Source organism: Cryobacterium sp. Hz9, assembly GCF_004402825.1.
In the GTDB taxonomy this organism is placed as follows: domain Bacteria; phylum Actinomycetota; class Actinomycetes; order Actinomycetales; family Microbacteriaceae; genus Cryobacterium; species Cryobacterium gelidum.
Genome location: NZ_SOFC01000022.1, coordinates 1 through 24340 on the forward strand (window position 1 = coordinate 1; position 24340 = coordinate 24340).

General features: G+C 64.4%; 29 protein-coding genes. 15 read left to right on the top strand and 14 right to left on the bottom strand.

What is annotated here, in order from left to right; translation table 11 throughout:
- Positions 1-135: 135 nt before the first annotated feature.
- The 3 genes from E3N85_RS11045 to E3N85_RS11055 all read left to right on the top strand — a co-directional run bounded on the left by E3N85_RS11045 (position 136) and on the right by E3N85_RS11055 (position 3514).
- Positions 136-1095 (top strand): alpha/beta hydrolase, encoded by a 960-nt coding sequence (locus E3N85_RS11045; RefSeq protein ID WP_134463192.1) that lies wholly within the window; start codon positions 136-138, stop codon positions 1093-1095.
- A 236-nt stretch (positions 1096-1331) separates the two neighbouring features.
- Complete coding sequence (locus tag E3N85_RS11050; RefSeq protein WP_206751243.1) at positions 1332-1955, top strand: Pr6Pr family membrane protein; 624 nt, start codon at positions 1332-1334, stop codon at positions 1953-1955.
- Positions 1956-2629: 674 nt separating this feature from the next.
- Positions 2630-3514, top strand: coding sequence for an SDR family oxidoreductase (locus tag E3N85_RS11055; RefSeq protein ID WP_134463194.1), 885 nt, complete (start codon positions 2630-2632; stop codon positions 3512-3514).
- A gap of 100 nt (positions 3515-3614) precedes the next feature.
- Here the strand turns inward: E3N85_RS11055 and E3N85_RS16840 are convergent, their stop codons facing one another.
- Both E3N85_RS16840 and E3N85_RS11065 read right to left on the bottom strand, forming a co-directional pair.
- The gene (locus E3N85_RS16840) at positions 3615-3731 is read right to left on the bottom strand and encodes a DUF1232 domain-containing protein (RefSeq protein WP_241978452.1); all 117 of its coding nucleotides are present in this window, start codon (positions 3729-3731) and stop codon (positions 3615-3617) included.
- Positions 3732-3967: 236 nt separating this feature from the next.
- The gene (locus E3N85_RS11065; protein ID WP_134463198.1) at positions 3968-5650 is read right to left on the bottom strand and encodes a BCCT family transporter; all 1683 of its coding nucleotides are present in this window, start codon (positions 5648-5650) and stop codon (positions 3968-3970) included.
- A 150-nt stretch (positions 5651-5800) separates the two neighbouring features.
- Between E3N85_RS11065 and E3N85_RS11070 the strand changes: the two genes are divergently transcribed.
- The gene (locus E3N85_RS11070; RefSeq protein WP_134463200.1) at positions 5801-6460 is read left to right on the top strand and encodes a cob(I)yrinic acid a,c-diamide adenosyltransferase; all 660 of its coding nucleotides are present in this window, start codon (positions 5801-5803) and stop codon (positions 6458-6460) included.
- 37 nt (positions 6461-6497) lie between these two features.
- Here E3N85_RS11070 and E3N85_RS11075 read toward each other — a convergent pair whose 3' ends face one another.
- Complete coding sequence (locus E3N85_RS11075; protein ID WP_134463202.1) at positions 6498-7238, bottom strand: DUF429 domain-containing protein; 741 nt, start codon at positions 7236-7238, stop codon at positions 6498-6500.
- 58 nt (positions 7239-7296) lie between these two features.
- The gene (locus E3N85_RS11080; RefSeq protein WP_134463204.1) at positions 7297-7515 is read right to left on the bottom strand and encodes a hypothetical protein; all 219 of its coding nucleotides are present in this window, start codon (positions 7513-7515) and stop codon (positions 7297-7299) included.
- 177 nt (positions 7516-7692) lie between these two features.
- Between E3N85_RS11080 and E3N85_RS11085 the strand changes: the two genes are divergently transcribed.
- Positions 7693-8463, top strand: coding sequence for a hypothetical protein (locus E3N85_RS11085; RefSeq protein WP_134463206.1), 771 nt, complete (start codon positions 7693-7695; stop codon positions 8461-8463).
- Here the strand turns inward: E3N85_RS11085 and E3N85_RS11090 are convergent.
- Positions 8456-9484: a heparan-alpha-glucosaminide N-acetyltransferase domain-containing protein gene (locus tag E3N85_RS11090; protein ID WP_134463208.1), complete on the bottom strand. Its 1029-nt coding sequence runs from the start codon at positions 9482-9484 to the stop codon at positions 8456-8458. The two genes, E3N85_RS11085 and E3N85_RS11090, sit on opposite strands and share 8 nt — an antisense overlap.
- A 288-nt stretch (positions 9485-9772) precedes the next feature.
- Here E3N85_RS11090 and E3N85_RS11095 point away from each other — a divergent pair, with 288 nt between their 5' ends.
- The 3 genes from E3N85_RS11095 to E3N85_RS11105 are packed head-to-tail and all read left to right on the top strand — an operon-like array spanning position 9773 to position 13400.
- The gene (locus E3N85_RS11095) at positions 9773-12196 is read left to right on the top strand and encodes a trehalase-like domain-containing protein (protein WP_134463210.1); all 2424 of its coding nucleotides are present in this window, start codon (positions 9773-9775) and stop codon (positions 12194-12196) included.
- A gap of 4 nt (positions 12197-12200) precedes the next feature.
- Complete coding sequence (locus E3N85_RS11100) at positions 12201-12869, top strand: TetR/AcrR family transcriptional regulator (protein WP_134463212.1); 669 nt, start codon at positions 12201-12203, stop codon at positions 12867-12869.
- Positions 12870-12881: 12 nt separating this feature from the next.
- Positions 12882-13400, top strand: a complete 519-nt coding sequence (locus E3N85_RS11105) for a CarD family transcriptional regulator (protein WP_134463214.1) — start codon at positions 12882-12884, stop codon at positions 13398-13400.
- A 126-nt stretch (positions 13401-13526) separates the two neighbouring features.
- Here E3N85_RS11105 and E3N85_RS11110 read toward each other — a convergent pair whose 3' ends face one another.
- The 7 genes from E3N85_RS11110 to E3N85_RS11140 all read right to left on the bottom strand — a co-directional run bounded on the left by E3N85_RS11110 (position 13527) and on the right by E3N85_RS11140 (position 17498).
- The gene (locus E3N85_RS11110) at positions 13527-14594 is read right to left on the bottom strand and encodes a YihY/virulence factor BrkB family protein (protein WP_134463216.1); all 1068 of its coding nucleotides are present in this window, start codon (positions 14592-14594) and stop codon (positions 13527-13529) included.
- A gap of 393 nt (positions 14595-14987) precedes the next feature.
- Positions 14988-15161: a CsbD family protein gene (locus E3N85_RS11115; RefSeq protein WP_134463218.1), complete on the bottom strand. Its 174-nt coding sequence runs from the start codon at positions 15159-15161 to the stop codon at positions 14988-14990.
- A gap of 88 nt (positions 15162-15249) precedes the next feature.
- Positions 15250-15855: a hypothetical protein gene (locus tag E3N85_RS11120; RefSeq protein WP_134463220.1), complete on the bottom strand. Its 606-nt coding sequence runs from the start codon at positions 15853-15855 to the stop codon at positions 15250-15252.
- On the bottom strand, positions 15852-16448 hold the full coding sequence (locus tag E3N85_RS11125; protein WP_134463222.1) for a DUF6286 domain-containing protein: 597 nt from the start codon (positions 16446-16448) through the stop codon (positions 15852-15854). The genes E3N85_RS11120 and E3N85_RS11125 overlap by 4 nt, the downstream gene beginning before the upstream one ends.
- On the bottom strand, positions 16445-16897 hold the full coding sequence (locus E3N85_RS11130; protein ID WP_134463224.1) for a hypothetical protein: 453 nt from the start codon (positions 16895-16897) through the stop codon (positions 16445-16447). Before E3N85_RS11130 ends, E3N85_RS11125 begins: the two co-directional genes overlap by 4 nt.
- Complete coding sequence (locus E3N85_RS11135) at positions 16894-17088, bottom strand: DUF2273 domain-containing protein (RefSeq protein ID WP_241978453.1); 195 nt, start codon at positions 17086-17088, stop codon at positions 16894-16896. Before E3N85_RS11135 ends, E3N85_RS11130 begins: the two co-directional genes overlap by 4 nt.
- Positions 17085-17498, bottom strand: coding sequence for an Asp23/Gls24 family envelope stress response protein (locus E3N85_RS11140; RefSeq protein WP_241978485.1), 414 nt, complete (start codon positions 17496-17498; stop codon positions 17085-17087). The genes E3N85_RS11135 and E3N85_RS11140 overlap by 4 nt, the downstream gene beginning before the upstream one ends.
- A gap of 210 nt (positions 17499-17708) precedes the next feature.
- Between E3N85_RS11140 and E3N85_RS11145 the strand changes: the two genes are divergently transcribed.
- Genes E3N85_RS11145 through E3N85_RS11160 form a run of 4 tightly spaced genes read left to right on the top strand, consistent with a single transcriptional unit; the run spans position 17709 to position 19894 of the window.
- The gene (locus tag E3N85_RS11145; protein WP_241978454.1) at positions 17709-18284 is read left to right on the top strand and encodes an RNA polymerase sigma factor; all 576 of its coding nucleotides are present in this window, start codon (positions 17709-17711) and stop codon (positions 18282-18284) included.
- Positions 18281-18934, top strand: a complete 654-nt coding sequence (locus E3N85_RS11150) for a hypothetical protein (protein WP_241978455.1) — start codon at positions 18281-18283, stop codon at positions 18932-18934. Before E3N85_RS11145 ends, E3N85_RS11150 begins: the two co-directional genes overlap by 4 nt.
- Complete coding sequence (locus E3N85_RS11155; RefSeq protein ID WP_134463228.1) at positions 18934-19263, top strand: hypothetical protein; 330 nt, start codon at positions 18934-18936, stop codon at positions 19261-19263. Before E3N85_RS11150 ends, E3N85_RS11155 begins: the two co-directional genes overlap by 1 nt.
- A gap of 40 nt (positions 19264-19303) precedes the next feature.
- Positions 19304-19894: a hypothetical protein gene (locus E3N85_RS11160; RefSeq protein WP_134463230.1), complete on the top strand. Its 591-nt coding sequence runs from the start codon at positions 19304-19306 to the stop codon at positions 19892-19894.
- Positions 19895-19929: 35 nt separating this feature from the next.
- Here the strand turns inward: E3N85_RS11160 and E3N85_RS11165 are convergent, their stop codons facing one another.
- A complete protein-coding gene (locus E3N85_RS11165) occupies positions 19930-20391 on the bottom strand; it encodes an Lrp/AsnC family transcriptional regulator (RefSeq protein ID WP_338145370.1) in 462 nt (153 codons plus the stop codon).
- 171 nt (positions 20392-20562) lie between these two features.
- Between E3N85_RS11165 and ald the strand changes: the two genes are divergently transcribed.
- On the top strand, positions 20563-21678 hold the full coding sequence (ald, locus tag E3N85_RS11170) for an alanine dehydrogenase (RefSeq protein WP_134463234.1): 1116 nt from the start codon (positions 20563-20565) through the stop codon (positions 21676-21678).
- Positions 21679-21728: 50 nt separating this feature from the next.
- On the opposite strand, the gene E3N85_RS11175 is transcribed toward ald, so the two are convergent.
- The gene (locus E3N85_RS11175; RefSeq protein WP_134463236.1) at positions 21729-22169 is read right to left on the bottom strand and encodes a MarR family winged helix-turn-helix transcriptional regulator; all 441 of its coding nucleotides are present in this window, start codon (positions 22167-22169) and stop codon (positions 21729-21731) included.
- A gap of 58 nt (positions 22170-22227) precedes the next feature.
- Between E3N85_RS11175 and E3N85_RS11180 the strand changes: the two genes are divergently transcribed.
- Complete coding sequence (locus E3N85_RS11180) at positions 22228-22470, top strand: hypothetical protein (RefSeq protein ID WP_134463238.1); 243 nt, start codon at positions 22228-22230, stop codon at positions 22468-22470.
- Between the two features lie 85 nt (positions 22471-22555).
- Entirely contained in the window at positions 22556-24301 is a 1746-nt protein-coding gene (locus E3N85_RS11185; protein ID WP_134463240.1) for an aldehyde dehydrogenase family protein, read from the top strand.
- Positions 24302-24340: the final 39 nt, after the last annotated feature.

Sequence of the window (24340 nt, forward strand, 5' to 3'; positions counted from 1 at the left end):
AAAGCCCACTCTTCCACCGTAATCACCCATCAATCGTGCTCGGGTGGCTCAGTTTTTACCGTCGATTCTGGCTCAATTTCTAACCGTCGCTGACACCGCTCTGGCTGCCGTCCTGATCGTCGGTATTATCTGCCTATGATGCAGATCACGAAGCTTGACCTTGGGTACCTGTGGGTCAAGCGCATTGTGGCGATTTTCGGAGTGATCGTCACCGCCGGCTCCGCTTTCGCAACCGGACCGATGCTGATTCACGGGCATCCGGCGTACATCGTGCTACTCGCGGTGACTCTCGTCGTCAGTGTGATTGTCGCCGTGAGGTCGTGGTCCGTACCCGCACCGCGTACACCCGTCCGTCGTGGGCGCAGAGTGGTTCAGGCGGTGCTGATTGCACTGAGTTCTCTGGTGATCGCGGCCGTTGCCTGGCTGGTGCCCCAGTCGGCCGAAGCTCCAGCATTGGCTGCCATGAAGTCCGACCGCACAGTCACGGTGATGGAGGACGCCACCGAAATCGTGATGACGCCAACGGGCGTCGAGAGCCCCGTTGGAGTGTTCTTTCAGCCCGGCGCTCAAGTCGACGCTCGGGCTTATTCCGCGATTCTTCGACCACTGGTCGAGTCGGGGCACCTGGTGGTTATTGCCAAGCAACCCCTCGGAATCGCTTTTCTGTCTACCGGAACGTTTGCGATGGCCCGGGCCGCGCATCATCCGGTCACTCGCTGGGTTGTCGGAGGTCACTCCCTCGGCGGACTTGTGGCGGCGACAGACGCTGAAACTTTTGCTGGGGCCGCTCGCGATCCGGTCGTCGGGCTGCTCTTCTTCGCCTCGTACCCGGCGACGAACATAGCTCAGGTGAACGTCGCAGTACTGTCAATCTCGGGGTCAAACGATGGCTTGTCCACCCCCGCCAAGATTGCTGCAGCGAAGCCGACACTGCCGGCCGCTGCCCGCTACCTCGTGGTGAAGGGCGGGGTACACGCGTTCTTCGGGGACTACGGCCACCAGGATGGAGACGGCGAACCCACCATTAGTCACGATCAGGCTCGCGCGGAGATTGCAGCCGGGAGCGTCGCCTTTGTGAACGGGCTCGGCGGCTAATCGATCTCGCCCGCCGTGCATGGCGGCGGCAGCGAGTGGGCAGGAGCAAACGCCGGCCGGTTTCTCGGCATCGGGGGTGTCAGATTCCATGGCGTGGGAATCTTCCACATAAAAAAGGTTGGACCCCTAAGATTTGTGCGGGTCATGAATTACCCGATACTGGCACCACTAATCTAAGGCGGACCGTGAAATATTTTGTAGCTGCAGTCCGACTATCTGTCGCGACACTGGGCACGGTGGCGATTCTGTCTACATTTTTCGACACGGCCACGCGGGCGACGATCAACCCGTTCAACTTCTTCGGATTTTTCACCATGCAAAGCAACATTATTCTGGTCGTTGTGCTGCTGGTCGCCGCGGTCGTGTCCCTCTCCGGACGACCCCAGTCCCGGTCGTTGATGTTGGCGCGAGGTTGTGCCACAACCTACATAGTCATCACCGGCGTCGTGTACAACGTGCTGTTGGCGGGACTTGAAGGTGGCGTGTCCCTCGCGTGGGCTAACTCCGTGTTGCACATAATCCTGCCCCTCTATGCCGCGCTCGACTGGGTGATCTTCAGCGACCGCAGTGCCCTGCCGCTCAACAAAATATGGGTCGCGCTTGTCTACCCAATCGTGTGGATCATCGTCGTCACCATTCGCGGGGCAACGGACGGATGGGTACCCTACCCATTCCTGGATCCGGCACAGGGCTACGGCGTCGTCGGGCTCTACGCTCTGGCCATTGCTATCGCAACTGTCGTTTTCGCCTCGATTATTTGGGCTATCAGTCGAGTGCACCTCGTGCGCAATCTAACACCGGGGGAGGGGCCCGAAACCCGTCTCTCGGAACTTGGGCTGCATCCCATCATTCAAAGATGACAGCCCAGATAGCCCAGATATAGCTCCCGCGGCCGATGTTCAGCGTCGCACTGCCGCCACGGGCGCCTGCCATTGGCGTGGACGAAACCAGAGCACGCTTGTATTAGTGGCGCCACTAGAAGACCACGTCCAAAGCGGCTTGCGCACTGTTGCCCAGGAGGTCATAGAACTGCACTATTCGAGCTCGCGTTCTGGACATGGTGCGCCGGAGAACGGAGCTGTGCCGGGTGTTGACCATCCTCGGAGGAGATCCGACGCCATCGCGGTGACGCCAGACCGCCGCGAGTCGATATCGAGCCGACACCCCTCTCGATGGTTTCTCCGATGCAATGTACGCCACGCATCTCACGATGTATGGGCATCCGCGACGCCTCTGACAGACCCCCTGGGGTAACCTGCGGGCGTGGTGACATTTTGGCAACTTTTGAAGGAGATTGCTCCGTTTTCTAACATGGCCAAAAGATTGTAAAACCGCGTAATCATGGGGATCTGAGGCTTGTTCCGCGTTCTCATTAGGGGCGCTTCAGGTTTCAAATCCCACCGGTACCGCCACGAAAAACCCCTACTTTCCAATGATGAGCTGAGACTTAGGGGGGTTTTTGCCCAAGCGGTAAAGTGAAGCTCGTCGAACTCGATCGAATTGTTTCCCTTATCCGCACGAGTGAGGAAATACAGTGACGAACACCATGTCGTCGGGCTCCGTTCTAGTGACCGGAGCAACGGGAAACGTCGGCCGCGCCGTGGCCCAGCATCTGTTCGACCTGGGGCAATCGGTGGTCTCGGCTGCGCGCGATGAATCCACTCAGAACGTCGTCATCGGCACCGAGCGTCGGGCTTTTAACTTCGAATCGCCATCAGGCTGGCTGGCAGCGTTCGCCGGGATCGATCGGCTCTTTCTGCTTCGTCCCCCGGCCCTGGCAGATGTTCAGCGGTATATGTTTCCCCTCATCGACACGGCGCTGGATGCCGGTGTCCGCCACATCGTCTTCCTCTCCTTGCAAGGGGTGCAATTCAATACCGCGACCCCGCATCACGCGGTCGAGCAGTACCTCAAAGCGCGTTCTGCACCGTTCACGTTTCTTCGACCTAACTTTTTCATGCAAAACCTCTCCACGACCTATCGCGACGATATTCGTGATCGCGGAGAAATTTTCGTTCCCGCCGGGCGCGCTCACACGGCCTTTGTCGATACCGATGACCTTGGCCGTGTCACTGCCAGCGTCCTCACACAGGCGGGCCATCTCCACAAGGCATACACCCTGTCCGGCGAACAATCCCTCGACTACTACGAGGTTGCCCGCCAGCTGACCACGACACTGGGATACCCGGTGCGCTACGTCGCGCCCAACGCCGTTGAGTACGTGAGAAGACTCACCGAACAGGGCGCCTCAGCCGATTTCATCGCGGTGCAGAAAATGATCTACCGGGTTGTACGGATGAATGTGTCTGCGTTCCCCAACCGCAGCATCCGTCGTCTCACCGGCGCGCCCGCGACGACTTTTGCTCGATTCGCAGAGCGGGAGAAGAGCGCGTGGACACGATCCAGCACAACCAGATGACGTTCCGGTTCCCTGCGGCATCCCTCGGCGGTGGCCGGAGGGGGCTTCCCGGCCGGTGTCGATGGACTGCCTCACGGCCTGCGCGACGAGTCGCGAAGCTTCAGGCGATCCCGACCACGATGGCGGAGTCAGCGTCGTCGGCGTAGTCGAGTACGGGGATGAAATCCGGAATCAGGTCAATCGGTGACAGCAGAAAGGCAAGAGAACGGCCAGCCAAATTCGCACACCAATCGATACGGTTCGATCGAAAGCGAGGCGTTTCAGCAAGCGCACGACATCGGGCCCGAGGCGCAGGAGGTCACGAAACGAAGCGAAGTTAGGATGCCGGCGTTGTTCGAGCCAGAGCAGCAGAACGTGGGCCGACGAGCACCGGCAACCCGCCGAGGAGTGGATACGGAAAAACTCGGCGACAGCACCGGATGCGGATTGCGATCCTCTCTTGCCGCTAATCGCCTACGTGTCGTCCGCTTGCAGCCCGCCGCCGGGGCCCTCCGTGGGCGAATTCGTGAAGGGGACACTACCCAGCACCTCCGAGGAGGTGCGGACGGGTCCGAGGGTGCGCTGGCGCAAGGGGTCGCGGCGCAGGTCGATATAGAGCGATACGCACAAGCCGATGATTATCAGAACGAACGGGCTGGCCGCCAAGATCGTGAAGGTCTGCAATGCGCCCAGCCCGCCCACGAACAGCAGTACAGCGGCAACGGCACCGGTCAGGACGGCCCAGAGAATCACCAGGGGCTTCCACGGCTCTTTGCGTCCGCGGCTCGAGAGCGTCCCGAGCACGAGAGCACCGGCATCCGCCCCGCTGACGAAGAACACTGCCGTCAGCACCATCACCACCAAAGCTGAGCCGATGAAAAACGGATACTGCTGCAACGCTGCGAAGAACCCTGCCGCCTCACTGCCGGTTCCGGCGATGTCGACACCATTCAGCTGCAGATTCAGCCCAGCCCCGCCGAAGACGACGAACCAGAGGATACTGACCGCGGTGGGCACCAGCAGCACACCAAGAACGAACTCGCGAATGGTGCGGCCGCGGGAGATCCGGGCGATGAACGTGCCGACGAAGGGAGTCCAGGAGATCCACCACGCCCAGTAGAAGATCGTCCAGCTCGCCAGCCAGTCGCCACCGCCGAACACCGCCGAGTGGAAACTCATCGGAACGAGATTGGCCAGATAGGCCCCGACCGATGACGGTATGAGGTTCAGGATGAACACCGTCGGGCCAACCACAAAAACGAACACCAAGAGAACCGCCGACAACACCATGTTCGTATTGCTCAGCCATTTGATGCCTCGTGCAATCCCGCTCGCAGCAGAGAACACAACCCCCACGGTCAATACGCAGATGATGATGATCGGCAGGGCGGTCCCTGGGTTTTCGTTGAACGTCCCCGTGCTGAGGAGTGACACCCCGGCCGCGATCTGCAGCGCGCCGAGCCCCAGCGATGTCGCAGACCCGAATTGGGTGCAGATGATCGCCAGAATGTCGATCGGCTTGCCCCAGCCCTTTCCCTCGATCCGCTCCTTGCCGAAAATAGCCTGGAAGGGGGCACTCATCAAATTGCCGCGGCCCATCCGGTAGGTCGAGTAGGCCAGAGCCAGGCCGACCACCGAGTAGATCGCCCACGGATGAAGGCCCCAGTGGAAGAAGGTGTACGCCATGGCCGCATTGGCGGCATCGGGACTGTTCGGCGCGGCCTCGACAAACGGCGGCGGCGAAGCCAGGTGGGTGACCGGCTCATAGACGCCGAAAAACATCAGTCCAATCCCCATACCGGCGCTGAACATCATCGACACCCAGGAGAGCGTCGAGAACTCGGTGCCTTGCCCCTCGCGGGAGAGCGGGATGCTGCCGTACTTCCCGAACGCCAGCACCAATGCGAAGATGACGAAGCCCGTGGCCCCGAGAATGAATAGCCAGCCCACGTTGGATGTGACCCAGCCCAGAGCGGATGCTGCGGCGTCGCCCACGGTCTTGGTGAACAGCACTCCGAGCAGGCAGATCACCACGACAATGCCGGCGGAAACGGTGAAGACCGTTTTGTCGACCGTGGCCCATCCCGTATGGCGCGGTTCATTCACCGCATCACCGATAGTGGATTCGAAGTCGTCGCTGGATGAACGCCCGGACATGTCGCTCCTCGCTGATCGAAATACTCGCCGACTGCGCACTTCCTCTAGTCGAAGGCTGCCGGTACCAGAAAAGCGCCGAAGCGCGAAGAACCTGCCCACGGCATCATCAAACGCTACGCGGATGCCGCGCCGATTACTATAGTTGCTGCTATGTCTGACCTCGATGACTTTGTATCGGCGGAACCGCCCTGGTACACCGGCCAGGGCGATTCTGGCCGCACTACCTTCGGCCGTCACGGCGACGTAGCCAAGACCGACGTGCGCGTCGCCGCCTATGCAGAGTGCGATGAGGCCAACGCTGCAGTGAGCGTCGCCATGGCGGTAGGTGGCCTGCCAATCGGAGTGACGTCCACCCTCGCCAGCGTGCAGAACGACATGTTCGACCTGATCGCCGACCTGTCAGTTCCCCTCGATGCCCCCGAGCCCGCGACCGCGCGCATCCGCGAATCGCACCTGACCCGACTCGAGCGTGCCGTCGATCACTTTGCGCAGGAAGCCGCCGATCTCAGTGGCCTCGTGCTTCCCGGCGGTACGGTCGCCGCAGCGCTGCTCTATCATGCGCGAGCCGTCGTGCGCCGGGCCGAACGCGCCGTCTGGGCCGCCGTCGAGGCGCACCCGACGGCGGTGAATCCGTTGGCTGCGCGTTACCTGAATCGACTGTCAGCTCTCCTTTTCGTGCTGGCGCGTGGAGCCAATGTCGAGCACGGCGACGTGCGGTGGGTGCCAGAGGCCTCGGCGCGGGCGATGGCGCAGAAAGAGAACGGCGTGGACGCCCGGGCAGCGACCCCGGACGTTGATGGTGACGGCTGACCCCGCTGCAGGCCTCGGCCCCGAAGCGCTCGGTCGACTACCGGGGAAGATCGGCCAGGGAGCCGGAGGGGAGCAATATCCAGCCCTCTCGGCGGGCCCGTTCAAGCTCGGATGGCTCCGGCGGCTCGTAGAGTCCCAGTGCCGCGCTGCGCGCGGCCAGTGCGGCGATCACGGCGTCGAAGGCATCCGCTGAGGTGATCATCTGTGGGGCGAACGGGCCGAGATCGAGCCATCGCGCGGCCGCCTGAATGCGTTGGAGGAGCTGCTCCCGCACGGTGGGCTCCGTTCGGTACCCCGTCGTCGAGAAGCCCCACAGGCGTAGCGATGCTCCCGGGTAGATCTCTGCGACGATGCCAGAACCCGACCTGTCGACGATGATGCCGGTCTCGGAGATTCTGCCCAGCAGCCCGGCGCACCGCATGGCAGTGAGTCCGAGCCGGTCGGTGGACACGCTGAGCGGCCATCGCCCGGTTCTTCTTCGTACTTGACGATCGGTCTCGCGGTACGCAAGAGTGCGGCGCCAGTCCATTCCGCCGTCGACTCCGGGCTGGCTCTGATCATCGCTGGAGTGCGCGACCACAAAATGCACGAACTCGTCCGGCCAGCCGAACGCACAGTCGATGCCGAGTTTCTCCACAGTGCCCGCTGTGCGGGCGATGACGTCGTCGGCGACGCCGAGTTGTAGCTCACACAGTGATGCTCGGCTGTCGGCCCAGTCGATGACGGCGAGTGCGGTGCCTTTGGGCTCGGCGGCGAGATCCACTCCGGCAGTGCGCATGCGCTCAGTTTACGGCGGGGCGAGGACCCTGGCGGGGATGCCCTGAGTGGCACGACAACTAGGTCGGCTCTTCTTCGTTGGCGACTGTTTCGATCCAGTCGACGTCGTCGTCGGACAGGTAGACGCCGGATTGCTCGCTGTCGCTATCGGTGGCAACCTCACCGCCGGCCCGCGTGATTTCTTCGACAACCTCCGGTGGCACGGTGTCGCCGTTGTTCTGCATCAGCCATTCCCGTGTCGACGGCGTCAATCTGGGCCACCACAGCTCAATATCCATACGGCGCAGTCTGGCACGCTGGCCGGTGCTGCGCGACGGGCGGCCGGCATCCGTTTACGGGGTCGACTGTGCCTGTTGCGTGGGCCGCAGCGACAGCCCGACGAGCGAGCTCAGAGTGCACGGATGCCTCCGCGCCGAGCGGCCGTGGCACCGGTGTGTGATCGATAAACTCGAACCATGTCAGACCAGCACTTCGAGCAGGATGAAACCCTGCGCCTGCCGACCATCCAGTTTCGCGTCGTTCTCGATCTGGGCTCCCGGCTCGCCGCGGACATCACACTGCCGCCCGAGCTGGCGCACCCCGACCTGTTCGCCGACCGCGACGACGAGGGTGGGGCGCTCAACCTGTCGATCGACTACGAGAGCGGACAGCTGCACGTGTTGCTCGACGAAGCCGGCCCCAGCTTTCACTACCACGGCACGGCCGACGCGTTCGAGAGCCCGTGGCCGGCCGATCAAACCGAAGTTCTGCTCGAATGGGCGCTCATCTTGGTGCAGCAGATTGACGGTCTGGATGAACTGCTCGACTCGATTCTCGAGGCTGCCGAGTGGTTCGAGCAGGGGTTCACCCTGTACGTGCCTGAGACCGAACCGACCCAGCTCGAACTGATCGAGGTCGGTATCATCGGTGAGCTGTTGACGCTGCCCTGGCTCGGCTCCGGGCGCGTTGACCACGAGCACGTCGACGGCGACAACCACCCGATCGCCCTGCTCTGGAACCTGAACAACGATGATCCCGACCTGCCGATCGCCCGTGCCTGGCTCGACCCGGAAACGGGCGAGCCGCGCACCGCGGCGGAGCCAGGGGTGGACTGGAACGCCGTGGCCATGAGCGAAGACGAGGTGCTGCAGTGGCTGGTCGGAATCTACACGAACCACCACGTAGCCCCGACGCCCGAAGCACAGATCATGCGCGCGGCGCTCGAACGCATGGGGGGCATCAGCTGAATCTGCTCTGACCGGGCAGCGGCGTACGGGTGAGCGCGGCGAGCAGGCGTTCGAGGGGCCCCTTGCCCACGAAAAACCGCCAGAGGCCGGCCACGATGAAGGTGAGCAGCAGCATCCAGAGCAGCAGCGGCCAGCCGGGATAGTCAATCTCCCGGCCGCCCGCGACGACGATGGCCAGGGCCAGAATTTGCAGCGTGTAGACGGTCAGCGCCATCGATCCGGTCGCACCAACCGGCCAGAGGATGCCGCGCAGCGCGCGACCGGGGAAGCGACGCTCGACGGACGTGAGCCAGAGCAACCCGCCGATCAGGGCGATGGCGAGGCCCCCCGAGCCGATCACTTCAGCGATCGATCCGGAGTGGGCCTCGACGATGACCCCGGGGAACACGACGGCTGCACCGTAGCCGGCAAACGCCGCCGACCCGCCCACACCGACGAGGGCAACCTGGGTTTTCGGTCGGCGCAGATCTGAGCGCGCGATGATGAGGCCGGCCAGGAGAAACGGCATCCAGATCAGCACCGGGTAGGTGCCATTGAGAAAGAAATAATCGATGAAATAGGCGACCGGCGGCGCATCGGCATCCACGTCACCCTGGGCGGCGCCCAGCACGGGCGCTCCAATCAGGAATGCGATGCCGATCAGCCCGAGCAGCCACCGGCGCAGAAAAAGCAACGGAATCAGCAGTAGGAACATCAGCGCGTAGAAGTGGAGGATGACGGCAACGCCGCTGTGCAGGATCGCGAGCACGACCCCGAGCAAAAAGAGGAACAGCGCGCGCACCAGAATGCCGACGACCCGATCGGAACGCTGGCCGCGCGCGAGCGGATGCGCCGACCCGGTCATGATTCCAAGCGACACCCCGGCCAGGGTCGCGAACAGGATGGATGATCGCCCGTCGACGAGCAGTTCGGCGCCGCTTTCGCGCGGGATGGCATGGGCCACGAACATGCCGATGATCGCGAGACCCCGGGCGACGTCGATGGCGACGATCCGGTTTCTCGTGTCGGACCTGATCTGCATGAGAACAGGCTACGGCTTCTCTCGGCCAATCACGCGGGCGGTTCGGGCTTTCCCGCAGCGCGCCGGCGGCCTCGAGCGTCAGCGCACACTCGCTCGCTGGGCGCACGATCGAACCTGTGCCGGGCCATTCAACCCACCGAAAAGTGTGATCGTGGCGTCCGGTTAGTAGGCCGCGGGCCGCTGCCAGTCTGACAACAGCCCGCCAGTACCAGACGGCTGGCGGCAAATGGTAACGTCGGCTTTGTCTAGCAACTGGTTCGACGGTCGACGCCCACCTGCAAGGAAATAATGCTCCAACAATTCAATCTTTCGAAGAATCTTCCACGCACGTTGACCGGGCTGTCAAGCGAGATATTGCAAGACCTGCAACAGCTCGCTCGCACGCCGTCCTTGCTGGTGGCCTGCAACTACGGCGGCACCCTGTCGCATCACGTTGCCTCCGACGTGCCATCGGTGTTGCTGAAGGAATCAGCGATCGCCCTGCGGGCCCTCGCGGCCCTGCCCAACACGCACACCGCCGTTTTGTCGGGCCGCCCCCTGCGCGACCTCGCCGCGGATTCCCGGCTGCCGCGCGAGGTGCACCTCGTCGGGTCGAACGGCGGCGAGTTCGACTCGGAATTCTTCGACGCGCACGAGCCCGCCGATGAGACCCAGCATTCCGGCGTGGCCCTCGAGCGCCTGCGTACCCGTCTCGGAGTGAGCGCCGCCTTTTTTGCCGGCGACGCCGAGAGCGACGAAATGGCCATGAACACCCTGCACGGACCCGACCTCGGCATTCGCATCGGCGCGGGTGAGTCCGTCGCAGCGCACCGCATCAGCGGACCGGAAATGCTCGCCCAGATGCTCGCCCTGCTGTTCGAACTGCGCAAGGACTGGCTGTTCGGCGAGAACGTCGTGGCCATTGAACGCCACTCCATGCTCGGTGACGGCACCTCGACCGCCCTTGTGACGCCGGAAGCGCGCATCTGCTGGATGACACATCCGTTGCCCGACTCCGGCTCGTTGTTCGCGAGTATTCTGGGCAGCGAAGAGGCCGGACACTTCTCGATCGAGCCGGTCAAAAAGAGCCGCGTGCTCGGCCAGCGCTACGTCGACAACACCATGATCGTCGAAACCCGCTGGGCCGATGTTACCGTCACCGACTACATCGAGCCGTCGCCGCTCGGCATCACCAACCTCGTACGCAAGCTCACCGGCACCGGGCTCGCCCGCATCGTGTTCGCGCCGCGGCCCGACTACGCCGTCGCCTATTTCAACATGCACGCGGCCGACGGTGTGGTGACCATCACCGGCACCTCCGACCCGATCGTGCTCTCGGCGGCCGGCGTCGAGTTCACCGTCACCAGCGACGGCCGCAACGAAACGGCCACCGCCGTCGTCGACCTCTCGCAGGGCGCGATCATGCTCAACCTGCGTTGCGGCGACACCGAGGCATACATGCCGGATGCCGCCGGTGAGGCCGCCAGACGCGGTGCGGTCATGAACGACTCCCGTTCCTGGGTGAACACACTGTCGTTGCCGAGCGTGAAGCCGTCGCTGGTCGGCCGGTCAGCCCTCGTACTGCGCGCCCTCTGCTACGAACCGACCGGAGCGGTACTCGCGGCCTCCACGACATCGCTGCCCGAGGGAATCGGCGGCACCCGCAACTGGGACTACCGCTACTGCTGGTTGCGTGACGGCTCGATGACCGTCAAGGCGCTCGTCGACCTCGGCTCGACCGCCGAGGCCGAGTCGTTTCTGCGCTGGCTGGCCGGGGTCGTGGATGACAGTCCCGGCGCGCAGTGGCTGCATCCGCTCTATTCGGTCACCGGATCGTCGCTGTCTACCGAAGCAAGCCTCGAGTCGCTGCCCGGCTATGCTGGCTCGCGACCGGTGCGCATCGGGAACGCCGCCGACAACCAGGTGCAGATCGACGTGTTCGGGCCGGTCGCCGAACTCATCGACACGTTGAGTGCCCGACAGGGAACGCTCTCGGACTTTCAGTGGCACCTGCTGATCGAGATGGTCGACGCCGTAACGAGTCGCTGGCACGAACCCGACCACGGCATCTGGGAGGCCCGGCGCTCGCCGCGGCACCATACCTATACGAAGACGATGTGCTGGGTGACCGTCGACCGGGCCATTCGCACCGCCGTTCGGCACGGACGCGACGTGGGAGCGGGCTGGGTCGAACTCGCCGCCAGCATTCGCGACGAGGTATTGCGCGAAGGCTGGAGTGAGGAAGCCCAGTCGTACACCGTGGCCTACGACAGCCCCGACCTCGACGCCGCCGTGCTGCACATCGGGCTGTCTGGCCTGCTCGACGTGACCGACGAGCGCTTCCAGCTGACCGTGAGCGCGGTGGAGCGCGAACTGCGCGTGGGCCCGACGGTGTTCCGTTACCGCTACGACGACGGTCTGCCCGGCCTCGAGGGCGGCTTTCACATTTGCACGACCTGGCTGATCGAGGCCTATGTGCTCACCGGCCGTATCGACGAGGCTGAGGCACTGTTCAATCAGCTCATCTCCCTGGTCGGTCCGACCGGATTGCTGTCCGAGGAATTCGACCCGGCCACCGAAACCCACCTCGGCAACCACCCGCAGGCCTATTCGCACCTCGGTTTCATCCGGTGCGCGCAGCTGCTCGACGAGTATGGCAGCGGTAGTTTTCCGAGTGTCAGCCGTGAGGACGGGCAACAGTCTCGGACACTTGTCCGAAAAGTGCTACTATAGGTAAATGACTTCGTTGACTGCCCCCGGCCCCGTGGCCGAGGGGCAAGTCGATGTGGTTCCCGGGTCGAAGCTCACGCCCGATCCTCGTGCCGAACGAACCCGAGGGCTGATCATCACGGCGATCCGAACACTGATTGCCCAGCCAGCGGCATCCGTTTCGGTCGCCGAGATCGTGCGCCTGGCCGGCATCAGCCGCAGCTCCTTCTATGCGCATTTCGCGAGCCTCGACGTTCTCGCCGCTGAGCTGTTGCAGGCGCAGTTCGCCGACATCGGCTCGGCCGGTCTGGATCTGCGCCCCGTTCGAGCGGGCGAGAGTGCCGCCCGTTTCGGGTATGGCCGCCTCGTCGCACACATGGTCGAGAATTTCCCCCTGTACGCGAGCGTGCTCGAGCTGCCACTGACCCGCAGCGCACATGATCAGATCATCAAGGCCTACGCCACCCGCATGCTCGAGTCGGTCCTCGTCTTCGACGACGCGGTGAACGCCGAACTCGTCACGACCTACGTCGCCGGCGGCGCGCTCACCTTGATCGGCGCCTGGATGCGCGGTCACCTCGACGTGTCCGACGATGAACTCGTCGACCAGCTGGTGGCCTTGCTGCCCGGCTGGCTGCTCGACTCTCAAACCGCAAGCGCAACGCCCCAACGCGTTGCATCACCCACACAACACTGAAGGCGCATGCTTATGAAGATTGAAATCGGCGAAACTCTGGTCTACCCGCACCACGGCGCGGTTACCATCACAGCCCTCGCGACGCGCACCATCAAGGGCGTCGAGAAGCAGTTCATGACCCTCAACGTGCACACGAGTGCGCTGACCATTCAGCTGCCGGTCGACAACGTGGAGCTGGTTGGCGTGCGCGACGTCATCGACGCCGCGGGCGTCAGCGCCGTCTACGAAATTCTGCAGAACGCCTTCACCGAGGAGCCGGGTAACTGGTCGCGTCGTTACAAGGCCAACCAGGAGAAAATGGCCAGCGGCAGCGTCTACCGGGTCAGCGAAGTCGTGCGCGACCTGTGGCGCCGCGACCAGGACAAGGGCGTCTCCGCCGGCGAAAAGCGGATGCTCGAAAAGGCGCGTCAGATCCTCGTCTCCGAACTCGCTCTGGCCCAGGGCCTGACCGACCAGGAAGCCGGCGACCTGCTGTTGATCGAAATTCAGAACTACGTCGTCAGTGACGAGCCGGTCGAAGTCACCGTCTAGTCTGACCGCTCCGGCACCCTCGTTCGCCACGCGAACGAGGGTGCGCGTGTGTGTGCGCGCTCATGCGACGCGTGATCGTGATGCACAACGACGCTGCCGCATCGATGCGAGCGGGGCAGACGCGCGTCAGGGGCGTGCGGATGGCGGTCCGGCGTTGGCCTTGCGCATCCGGCGACCGTCGGCGACGGTCTGCATCTCCTTCAGTGCGGCTTTCTGGCTCTTCTTGGTGCCGCGCGGTGGCAGCTGAATATTCTGCTCGGCCGCGATACCCGCCTGCAACTGCCGTCCGCGTTCGAGCTCGGCATCGAATTCAGCCCCTAACAGCAGGGCGAGGTTGGTCAGCCAGAGCCAGAGTAGGAAGATGACGATGCCGGCCAGGGATCCATAGGTTTTGGCGTAGTTCGAAAACGTCGTGACATAAAACCCGAATCCCAGGGAGGCCATGACAATGGCCACCAGGGCGACCAGCGCGCCAAGGCTCATCCAGCGAAACTTCGGCTGTCGCACATTCGGTGTGAAGTAGTACAGCACCGCGATCAGTAGCACGACAACGGCCGCGAGCAGCGGCCACTTGGCAATGGACCAGATTAGCTGCACGGTCTGGCCGAGGCCGAGGGCAGCGCCGACGGCATCTGTTATGGGGCCTGAAATGGCCAGAATCAGCACGACCACCAGAATCAGCGCAATGCCGATGACGGTCACGAGCAGCTGTGTCGGCTTGAGTTTCAAAAACGAACGGCCCTCATCGATCTCGTAGATGCGGTTCATGGCCCGGCTGAACGCGCCGACGTAACCGGATGCCGACCACACGGCCACCGCGATACCCGCCACGAGAGCGAACCCCGCCGACGGCGATGTGCTGAACTGCTCGATCGGTGCGCGAATGACGTCGAGGGCACTCGCCGGCGCAACCGACGCAAGGATGGTCAGGAGCGTGTCGGCGGACTGCCGCCCCTGCCCGAACACCCCCAGCAGCGAGACCAGGGCGATGAGCGCCGGAAACAGCGACAACACGGCATAGTACGTGAGCGAGGCCGCGATATCGGTGCACTGATCGCTGCCGAATTCACCGAGGGTACGCTTTGCCACATATTTCCAGGAGGTTTTGGTGACCTCGGTCGGCCCAGCAGGCTTACGGTCGTCGTCCGGCGCGGGGGCGTCGGCGCGATCCTGGCTCTGGCCTTTATCAACCATGCGAGGTCTCCTGCTCGAGTGGAATGGCTCCGGGTTCGTATCGTGGGGATGCCAGCGTTGAGAATCTACTGCGTCTCGACACACACTGCCGTACGGTCTTTCACCGCGGCGACAACCTCTTGAGCGGGCTGCCCTTCGCCGTGTGGGCGGTCTGGTGCAGCAGCTCGCCGAGGGTATCGGTTGTCATCCGCGTCGGCTCCTCGCTGGTAGAGCGAAGACCGTCGGCAACACGCGCCTGTCGTTCTCCCGACTGCTCGGTGAGCTGAATCCGAGCAGCACCGAGCGAATCTTTAGCCTGCTTCGTGGGCGTGATAACTGACCGGAATGGTCACGTGCGGGCGAAGCAGGAGGGTGTGCGGCGGGCCGAAGGGCTGACCGCACACCCCCCTGTGGTTATTTTTTGAAGACGTCCTTGACGTCTTCGCCAACCTTCTTCACGCTCGCCGCGGTCTGGTCGGCGCGACCCTCGGCAACTTTGGAGTCGTCGTTGGTGGCCTTGCCGACAGCCTCGGTGGCCTTGCCCTTGAGGTCCTGCGCGGCGTTCTTCATCTTGTCGGAAGCGCTCATCGTGTGCTCTCTTTCGTGTGTTGTTTTCGGGGACGGTTCGGCGCGGGTGCGCCGAACCGGGGTGGGTAGAAGGGGCATCCGGTGCCGGCTAACGGATGCGCGAAGTGCGACTGGTGCGCACCCGAAAGCCTCCGCTGATCTGCAGCAAGGCAGGGATGCGCAAGCCGAGGAGTTCGTCGAGGGCGCCCAGGGCCTCCTCGACGATGCCTACGACATCGGAGGGGGAAGTTCCGCGACGACAGGTCACCGAGACCTTGAGCACGGCCGCGCGCGCGACGCGGTAGGTCGAGACGTGGGTTGACAGAAACTCCGGGTGCTCGCCGAGCGCCTGCTGCAGTGCCTGCTCGGCGACCGCCGAATCGACCTCGGTGCTGCCCGAGTCTTCGCGCTGCTCACTGATCAACCTTCCGGAATGACCGCCGCCCTGCCGCAAAATGAAACCGAGCAGCAATCCGACAACCGCCACCAGCAGGGCCAGGGCGATGATCCAGATCCAGCTGTGCTGTGTTCCGTTGAGTGGCGTGGCTTGGAACCAGCCCGACACTGTCGTGCGGGCCGTGTCGGCGGCCGAGGTCCAGGCTTGCCGCGTCGTGGTCTGCGTGGCGAGCAAAGCGAGCAGGGCAGCCGCAGCAAGGAGCAGCAGGCCGATCACGACAAGGACGCTGCGGTTGAGCGCACGGTTGGTGTTATTCACGCCCCGACCTTTCCGCTGAGGGCCACGACGACACGGGGCTGCAACGCCGGTCGCAGATGCAATCCGTCGAGCTGGTCGCGCACGGCGCTCAGTACCGTGTCGCGATTCACCGGCTGCCCCGACGGCGGAACCAGGTGCACCGTGGCGAGGCGGCGCGAGATGCTGACCCGGGTGCTGTCCGGGTCGATACGGCCGACGCGGGCGGCGCGGCCCGCGAGAGTGGATGCGATCACCTCGTCATCGACAACGGTCACTGTGCGCTCCGAGTCGATCAAATGGCGCGCCCGGCGCCCCGGCGCGATCGCGACGGCCAGCAGCACGAGGCCGACCAGAGCGCCGGCGGTGGCAATACCGGCGAGCAGCGGGGCGGGTGCAGTCGAAGCGGATGCGGCACCGTCGGCGAGATCGACCGGAGTCGCGAGTAGGGCTGGTTGGTCGATCAAGCGCAACACAATCTCGGCAGCCAGCCAGACGCACAGCAGGATGACCACGGCGGCCACCGTGATTGCCGCCGCGGACCGCGATGAGTGCAGCTCGCGGCGGCGGATGCGCCCATAGGTCGCCGTAAGTGACCCTGTAGACGACGTGGTCATCGCACCCGCCGTTCCGGGACGACGTCCACGCCGGTCAGGTGTACCGTGACCCGGCCGATATCGGCACCGGTCAGCTCGCCGACGCGGCGACGTATCTCGGTCTGCGATGTGGCCGAGCGAGCCAGTATGGTTCCGCCGGTGCGCGCAATGACCGCCGGTTCACGGGTGACGCGCGACAACGCGACGACGCGGATCGGGGCGCTAATCGTGAGGGCGAGCATGCCATGATCGTCTCCGAGATCCACGCCGACCTGGTTGGGGTTCACTCCGAGCGACTCCGCCGTGACCCTCGACACGATCTGGCGCAGCGCCCGCGGGGCAATGCGCGTGCGACCGCGGGATGCGCGCGGCGCGACTGCCGGGGCGACCGGCTCGCGTGCGTCCTGGTCCGTACCACCGTGTGCATCTGCAGCGAGAAACCAACCGGTCGAGTCGGTCGGCACGCTCATGACGACGAACGCTTTCCCTGGAAAGCACCGATCACTGAGCTCAGGTCGAGACGGCCGTCAACCACGCGGCCTACGAGGGCGCCGACCAGCATGGCCACGCCCACGAACAGAAATGCCCAGAAGCCCAGAATCACCCAGGTCAGCGCGAGGATGGCGCCGACCAACATGCCGGTACGGGTTGCTGTGGTCACCGCAGTGCGGCTTTGGTCGGCTCAGCAGGATCTGCGTCGTCATCGCTCGGCAGGTGAATGTCGAGGATCGTCACGTTCACTTCGGTGACCTCGAGCCCGACGAGGTCTTCGATGGCGCGAATGACGTTTGTGCGAATGTCATTGGCTACCTGCTGCAGCTGCACCGGGTAGTCGGCAACGATGGTCACATCCACGGCAACCTGGGTCTCGCCGACTTCGACGGAGACGCCCTGGCTCACATCGGTGTTCTTCATCGCGTCGCGAATCGCGCCGAGGGCACGCGCTGCTCCGCCACCGAGTGCGTGCACGCCGGCCACGTCGCGGGCGGCAAGCCCGGCGACCTTCGCCACGACGCCGTCGTTGATGACGGTTTTGCCTGTGCCGTTCAGAGAGGCTTCGGCCCGAGTCATGCCGGCGGGGCCTTTAGGGGTGCTGCTACGCGGGGTCATGCTTGCGGAGTCGGTGCCGTTGTTGTTGATGAGTTCCATGCGAATAGCTCCTTCGTGTCTGGCCCAACTGGCAGGGCCGGATCGGATTGTTACCTGTAGGACGAAAGCTGTGGCATATTCGTCACACGAAGATGAGAAAAATTTGCCAACGATCCAGGCAGGGAGATGACAATGCCCACCACAGCGCGTGAGCAGATAACGTCTCCCCTCGATATGGCCTCCGACCAGACGCTCGCCGATCGGGCCGCGGACGGTGACCTACGTGCCTTTGAGGTACTGGTTCGGCGGTATGGAGCGCTGATGCGCGTCTACGCGACCCGGGTTCTCGGCTCAAATGACGAGACCGACGACGTTGTGCAGGAATCGTTCATCACGGCCTGGCAGCAGCTGCGCACTCTCGAGGACGGCAGCGCCGTCAAGAGTTGGCTCATGCGCATCGTCAGTCGCAAAAGCATCGATAGGCTGCGCGCTCGGCGCCCGCACATCAATATCGATGACATGGATGCCCCGGCACCGGAGAGCCACGCCCCGCACGTGCTCGCCGAGGTTGAGTCGCAGACCGAAGCACTTTCCCGGGTGTTGGCCGCCCTGCCGGAGGACCAACGTCGGTGCTGGACGCTGCGGGAACTCGCCGAGTACAGCTACGGTGACATTGCAGCGGAAGTGGACCTGCCCCTGTCGACCGTGCGTGGTCTGCTAGCCCGTGCCCGGAAAACCCTGCTTCGAGAGATGGAGGAATGGCGATGACACGCTCAGAACACCCACCCACAGGCGAGCAGTTCGTCGCCTTCGACCTGAACGACACGGATCGTGAGCAAGCCGGATTGCACGGCCACACGATCGAAGAGCTCAGCGACTATCTCGATCGCGGGCGCACTCCGGCGGATCCGAGTATCGATGATTCGCCGGAATGTGAGATCGCGCTCCGCAGCCTCGAACGCCTTCGCCGAGTGCAGCTGAACCTGCTCGACAGCGACTTGAGTCGGGAATCCGCTCGCGACGACAGCTGGGTGTCATCCATCCTCGACAACATCAGCCGGGAGGCGCATCGAGGTCGGGAAATTCCGTTGGCCCACCCGTCGCCGACGGCGCGCCTCGTCGTGACCGAGGGGGCCGTGCGCGGCATTCTGCGGGAAACCGGCGATCGCATGGCGAACATCATCGTGGGGCGGTGCGTTTTGGTAGGCGACGTTGAAGTACCGGGTATGCCAGTCACCGTTCAAGTGGACGTCACGATATTTCAGGGAGAGAATATTCCGATGATGGCGGACCGCCTGCGCCAATTAATGTTCGCGGCGCTGCAGCAGTACACGGAACTCGTCGTCGCGGCCATTGATATCACGGTACGCGACCTGTACGTCGAGCCTGACGCGGCTGCTGCACCGAAGGAGGAGTGATGACGGTACTCACACCCGCTACCGAGCAACTCGATGAGCTCGTGCGTGGAGTGCAGGGCGTTGATGCGCTGTATCCCGCGGGGTCGATCGTAGAGAATGCCCTCTTAACAGCCGCCCGAGAGATGGCCCATCGCCCGCTGGCTGCGTCGATGGTCGCCACTGAGCAACGTGCCGACGGTCTGCGAGTCACGGCCAAGATCGGCATCGGAGCGGCCGAGTCGTCCGGTGACGTCTGCCGGCGAGTACACGACGCCATTGACGCGCAGCTGCGGCAGAGTGGAAACTCGCCCATCGCCCAGATCGCCGTGATTGTGGCCCGCATCGGTTGACGGCTAGCCGATCAGGGGTACCCGTGCTAACTTGCCCCAAATGAAGCAGAGAGACATGTTCCTGCAAGCGGATGCCGCGTTGCGATCCGTTATCGATCGGATCACTCCCGCGCAGCTTGACCTGCCGGCACCGGCCGCGTGGTCACGCACAGAGAACCCGACGCTGCGGGACATCCTCGCCTCGCACGCCGAGGACGAAGCCTGGCTGCCCGCAGTGTTGGCGGGACGCACCATCGAAGAGGTCGGTGACACCTATCAAGGCGAGCTGCTCGGTGACGATCCGATCGGCAACTACAACCGCATCAACGAGGCGACGACGATGGTGGTCATGGCTGATCTCGATCCAGACAAGGTTGTGCACCTCAGCTACGGCGACTATCCCCTCGCCGAAGCGCTGCAGCACACTGCCCTGTACCGCGCGTTCCAGGCCTGGAGCATTGCCAGGCACATCGGTCTCGACTACTCACTGCCCGATGAGCTCGTGGAAAACCTCTGGGAGCAGATCGCGCCCGACATCGAACTGTGGCGGGGTTTCGGCGTGTTTCCGCCCGAGGTATCGGTACCGGAGGGAGCAAATCGCGAGGTTCAGCTGCTCGGCAAAGCCGGCTACTGGCGCGAGCAGTCGGCATGACGCCCCGCTAGATTCGACCGGAGCAGGGCCGCAAACTATTCGGGAGCCACGCCGTTGTAGAAGTGCTCGAACACCATGCTGGTGCGGGTTGACGCGACAGCCGGATTGGCCGAGAGGTTTTCGAGCACGAAGTCGCGCACGTCGTCGGTGTCGCGGGCGGACAGGTGAATAATGAAATCTTCGGAGCCGCCGAGAAAGAACACCTGAACGACACGCGGCATGACCCGGATCGAATCGCGAAATGCCGGGATGTGCGTGCGGGCGCCGGCCCGAATGTTCACGCTGATCAGCGCTTGCAGGCCGAGCCCAATCGACTTCGGATCGACCATGGCGGTGAAGCCGGTGACGATTCCGCGGCTGATCAGCGACCGCACCCGGGAAACGCAGGTGGACTCGGCGATGCCCGCGGCGTTGGCCAGCCGGCTGTTGGTGGTGCGGGAATCCGCTTGCAAGCCCGCGACCAGAATGCGGTCGACCTCGTCGAGGGTTTCACTCACCCGAATCCTCTTCGTTTCTACCATCGCACAGCCCAATTGACCGCATATTTCGTGGAATATTCCTAAAGTCTGGCAGATCCTACGGATTTTACCAAGCAGCAACGAATCAATAGCAGTCTTAGTCCTGTCAATGCCGACCGGTTCGGCAGTAGCAACCGAGACGGAGACATCATGTTGGTCGGCATTCCCACAGAGATCAAGAACAACGAGAACCGCGTCGCGATCACCCCGGCCGGCGTCAACGAACTCACTCGCCGCGGTCACGGGGTCATCATCGAACAGGGCGCCGGACTCGGCTCGAGCATCACCGATGATGCTTTCCGCCTTGCTGGGGCAACCATCGTCGACACCGCAGCCGAAGTCTGGGCCGCGGCTGAACTGCTCCTGAAAGTCAAGGAGCCCATCGCCAGCGAATACCCGCTGATGCGTCAGGGCCAGGTGCTGTTCACCTACTTGCACCTCGCGGCATCCGCTGAGTGCACCGACGCGCTGATCGCGTCGGGCACGACCGCGATCGCTTACGAGACCGTGCAACTGGCTGACCGCAGTCTGCCGCTCCTGTCGCCGATGAGCGAAGTTGCCGGCCGCCTCTCGGTGCAGGTCGGCGCGTACCACCTGCTGAGCGCCAACGGCGGCAGCGGCATTCTGCTCGGAGGCGTTCCCGGAACCCCGAAGGCCAAGGTCGTCGTCATCGGCGGCGGAGTGGCCGGCGAACATGCCGCGGCCAACGCGCTCGGCATGGGCGCGGACGTGACCATCATCGACCTGTCGCTCGCCCGCCTGCGCCAGCTCGAGGCCCGCTTCAGCGGCGAGATCCAGACGCGCGCGTCGACGCAGTACGAGATCGCTGAGCAGGTGCGGGAGGCCGACCTCGTGATCGGCTCGGTGCTGATTCCGGGCGCGCAGGCTCCCAAGCTCGTCACGGACGCCATGGTGGCATCGATGAAGCCGGGCTCTGTGCTCGTGGACATCGCCATCGACCAGGGCGGCTGCTTCGAGGGCTCGCGCGCCACGACGCACGACAACCCCACGTTCGCCGTGCACGACAGCGTCTACTACTGCGTCGCCAACATGCCCGGCGCCGTGCCGGCCACATCGACCCGGGCACTAACCAACGCCACACTGCCCTACGTCATCGCGCTGGCCCAGAAGGGGTGGAAGAAGGCTATCGCCGAAGACGCCGCCCTTGCCCAGGGCCTCAATACCCACAACGGGCGCATCACCAACGCGCACGTCGCGTCGGCGTTCCACGCCGAGTTGCTGACGGTCGCCGACGCGATCGCCTGACGCGGGTCGCGTGCGCCGGCATCCATTCAGCGGATACCGGCTCGCGCACGTCAGGTCGTAGCGTTGATGACCCGGTGCAGCGCGTCACGCAGGGTGACCAGGTGGTCCAGAGGCAAACTGAGGGCTTCGACGATCCGCGGCGGAATGGTTTCGGCCACCGCGCGCAGGGCCGCACCACTCTCGGTCAGGGTGATGTCGAGCGTGCGTTCGTCGGCCAGGCGGCGCTGACGGCGCACGTAGCCGGCCGTTTCCAGCCGCTTGAGCAGCGGGGAGAGGGTTGCCGGGTCGAGGCAGAGGGTCAGGCCGAGGCCCTTGAGCGTGCGCGGACTCTCGTCCCAGAGGGCGAGCATGACCAGGTACTGCGGGTGAGTGAGCCCGAGCGGCTCGAGAATGGGCCGATACAGGGCGATGACATTGCGCGAGGCAATCGCGAGCGCGAAGCAGACCTGGTTGTCGAGAGCGAGGGGATTCTCGAGCCTTGACGATGTCATGGGGGTGTTCCGTTCCGGGCGGTTGTTCTCTGTGCGCTTCATTAGTACACTAACAGTTATGACACACGGCAAGGATTCCGGTTCCCGAAGCACGGGACCCAACGGATGGACGGCCCGGCTCAACGCTCGACTGTTTCCCATTCTGGGACCGCCGCCGGTCGGTCTGAGTGGGTCGGATCTGCTGCCAGCCGCACCCGCGCCCGTTCGCGGCTGCCCGGTCTGCGCCCAGCCAATGGACCAGCACGAAATAGACCGCACCGGCGAACGCACCCGGCTGCACTGCCCGGTCGTGGCACCCTAGCCCGCAGCCGCTCTCGGGCCCACTGACATGGCCCGGTTGCCTGTGCTGGTGGCGCACTAGGCTGGTCGGCAATCAAGGGAGATAGATGTCCGCAGAGCTGAGCGGCACGGAACCGAACCGCACGGAGCCGAACGGCGCAGAGCTGAACGGCACGCAGCTTGACCTCGCGATCGCCGAGCTGGGCGAGGGGAGCGAGCGGTGGGCCTCGACCACCCTCGCGGCGCGCGCCGATCTGCTGGCTCGCACCGGAGCTTGCGTCGCGGCCGAAGCCAAGCGCTGGGTGACCGCGGCGTCCCGCGCCAAGGGGCTACACAAGTCGTCTCCGCTGATCGGCGAGGAATGGCTGACCGGGCCGTACGGCGTCCTCACCTCGTTGACCGCCCTCCGGCGCACCCTGCGGGCGCTCGACGGGGGGCACAGCCCGCTGGCTAGCCGGCGGTTCGGGCGGGCGCCGGACGGTCGCGTCACGGTGGCCGTGCTTCCGCTCAACCGGTATGACGGGCTGCTGCTGCACGGGTTTCGGGCCGAGGCCTGGCTGCGGCCGGGCGTCACGGCGGCGCAGGCGCGGGACCGGGCCGGTTTGGGCCAGCTCACTCCGACAACAAACGGCGGGGTCGGCCTCGTGCTCGGCGCAGGGAACATTTCATCGATCGCGCCCCTCGACCTGCTCTACGAGCTCGTGGCGCACAATCGGGTCTCGATTCTCAAGCTCAATCCCACCTTCGACGGCCTGTTGCCGGTCTATCGGGCGGCGTTCGCTCCGCTGATCGAAGCGGGCCTGCTGCGCATCGTCACCGGCGGGGCCGACGTGGGCGGCTATCTCGCCCACCACCCCGGCATCAGCCATGTGCACATCACCGGCAGTGCGGCCACCCACGATGCCATCGTGTTCGGCGGCTCCAGAACGGATGCCCCCCGCTTCACCAAACCGATCAGCAGCGAGCTCGGCGGAGTCTCACCGATCATTGTGCTGCCCGGGCGGTGGAGCGCCAGAGACCTGCGATACCAGGCTGAGCATGTGGCCACCATGCGGCTGCACAACGGCGGCTATAACTGCATCGCCGGCCAGGTACTCGTGCTGAGCGCAACGTGGCCGCAGAAGGCGGCGTTTCTCGAAGCGGTCGCGGTGGCCCTCGCTGCCGCGCCGACTCGAACGGCCTGGTATCCCGGCAGTGACGGGCGGATGCGCGCGGCCCGCACCGCGTATCCGGCTGCGCGGTTGCTTCCCGGCGGGCGACTGCTCGTGGCCGTGGCGGACTCCGCCACGCCGGCAGCATCCCCGTCGACCGATAATATTCTCACAACGGAATACTTCGCACCCGTGCTCGGAGTCGTGGAATTGCAAGGCAGCGGCCAGGCCTACCTTGATGCCGCAGTGGAGACCGTCAATCGTGATTTTCTCGGCACTCTCGGCGCGAACATTCTCGGGCTGCCCAGCAGCATCCGGCGGCTCGGTCCGGGGTTTGAGCAGGCTATGGCACGCCTGCGCTATGGAACCATCGCGATCAACGCCTGGACCGGTGTTGGCTTTCTGTCGGCGGCCGCGCCGTGGGGCGCGTTCCCCGGACACACCAGGGACAACGTGCAGAGCGGCATCGGGGTGGTGCACAACGCGCTGCTCCTTGACGACGTCGAGCGCACGGTGGTGCGTGGCCCATTCCGGCCGTTTCCACGCTCAATCGCCCACGGTGAGTGGGCGCTGCTTCCGAAGCCGCCGTGGTTTGTTTCGGCCCGAAGCGGTGCGCTGACCGCCCGCCTGCTGACCGAATTCGCCGCCCGCCCCTCCGCACGCAAACTCCCGCGCATCCTCGCTGCGGCCTTTCGCGCCTGATCGGGTGCAATAGATTGGCAGCACACCCACTGATGCGAG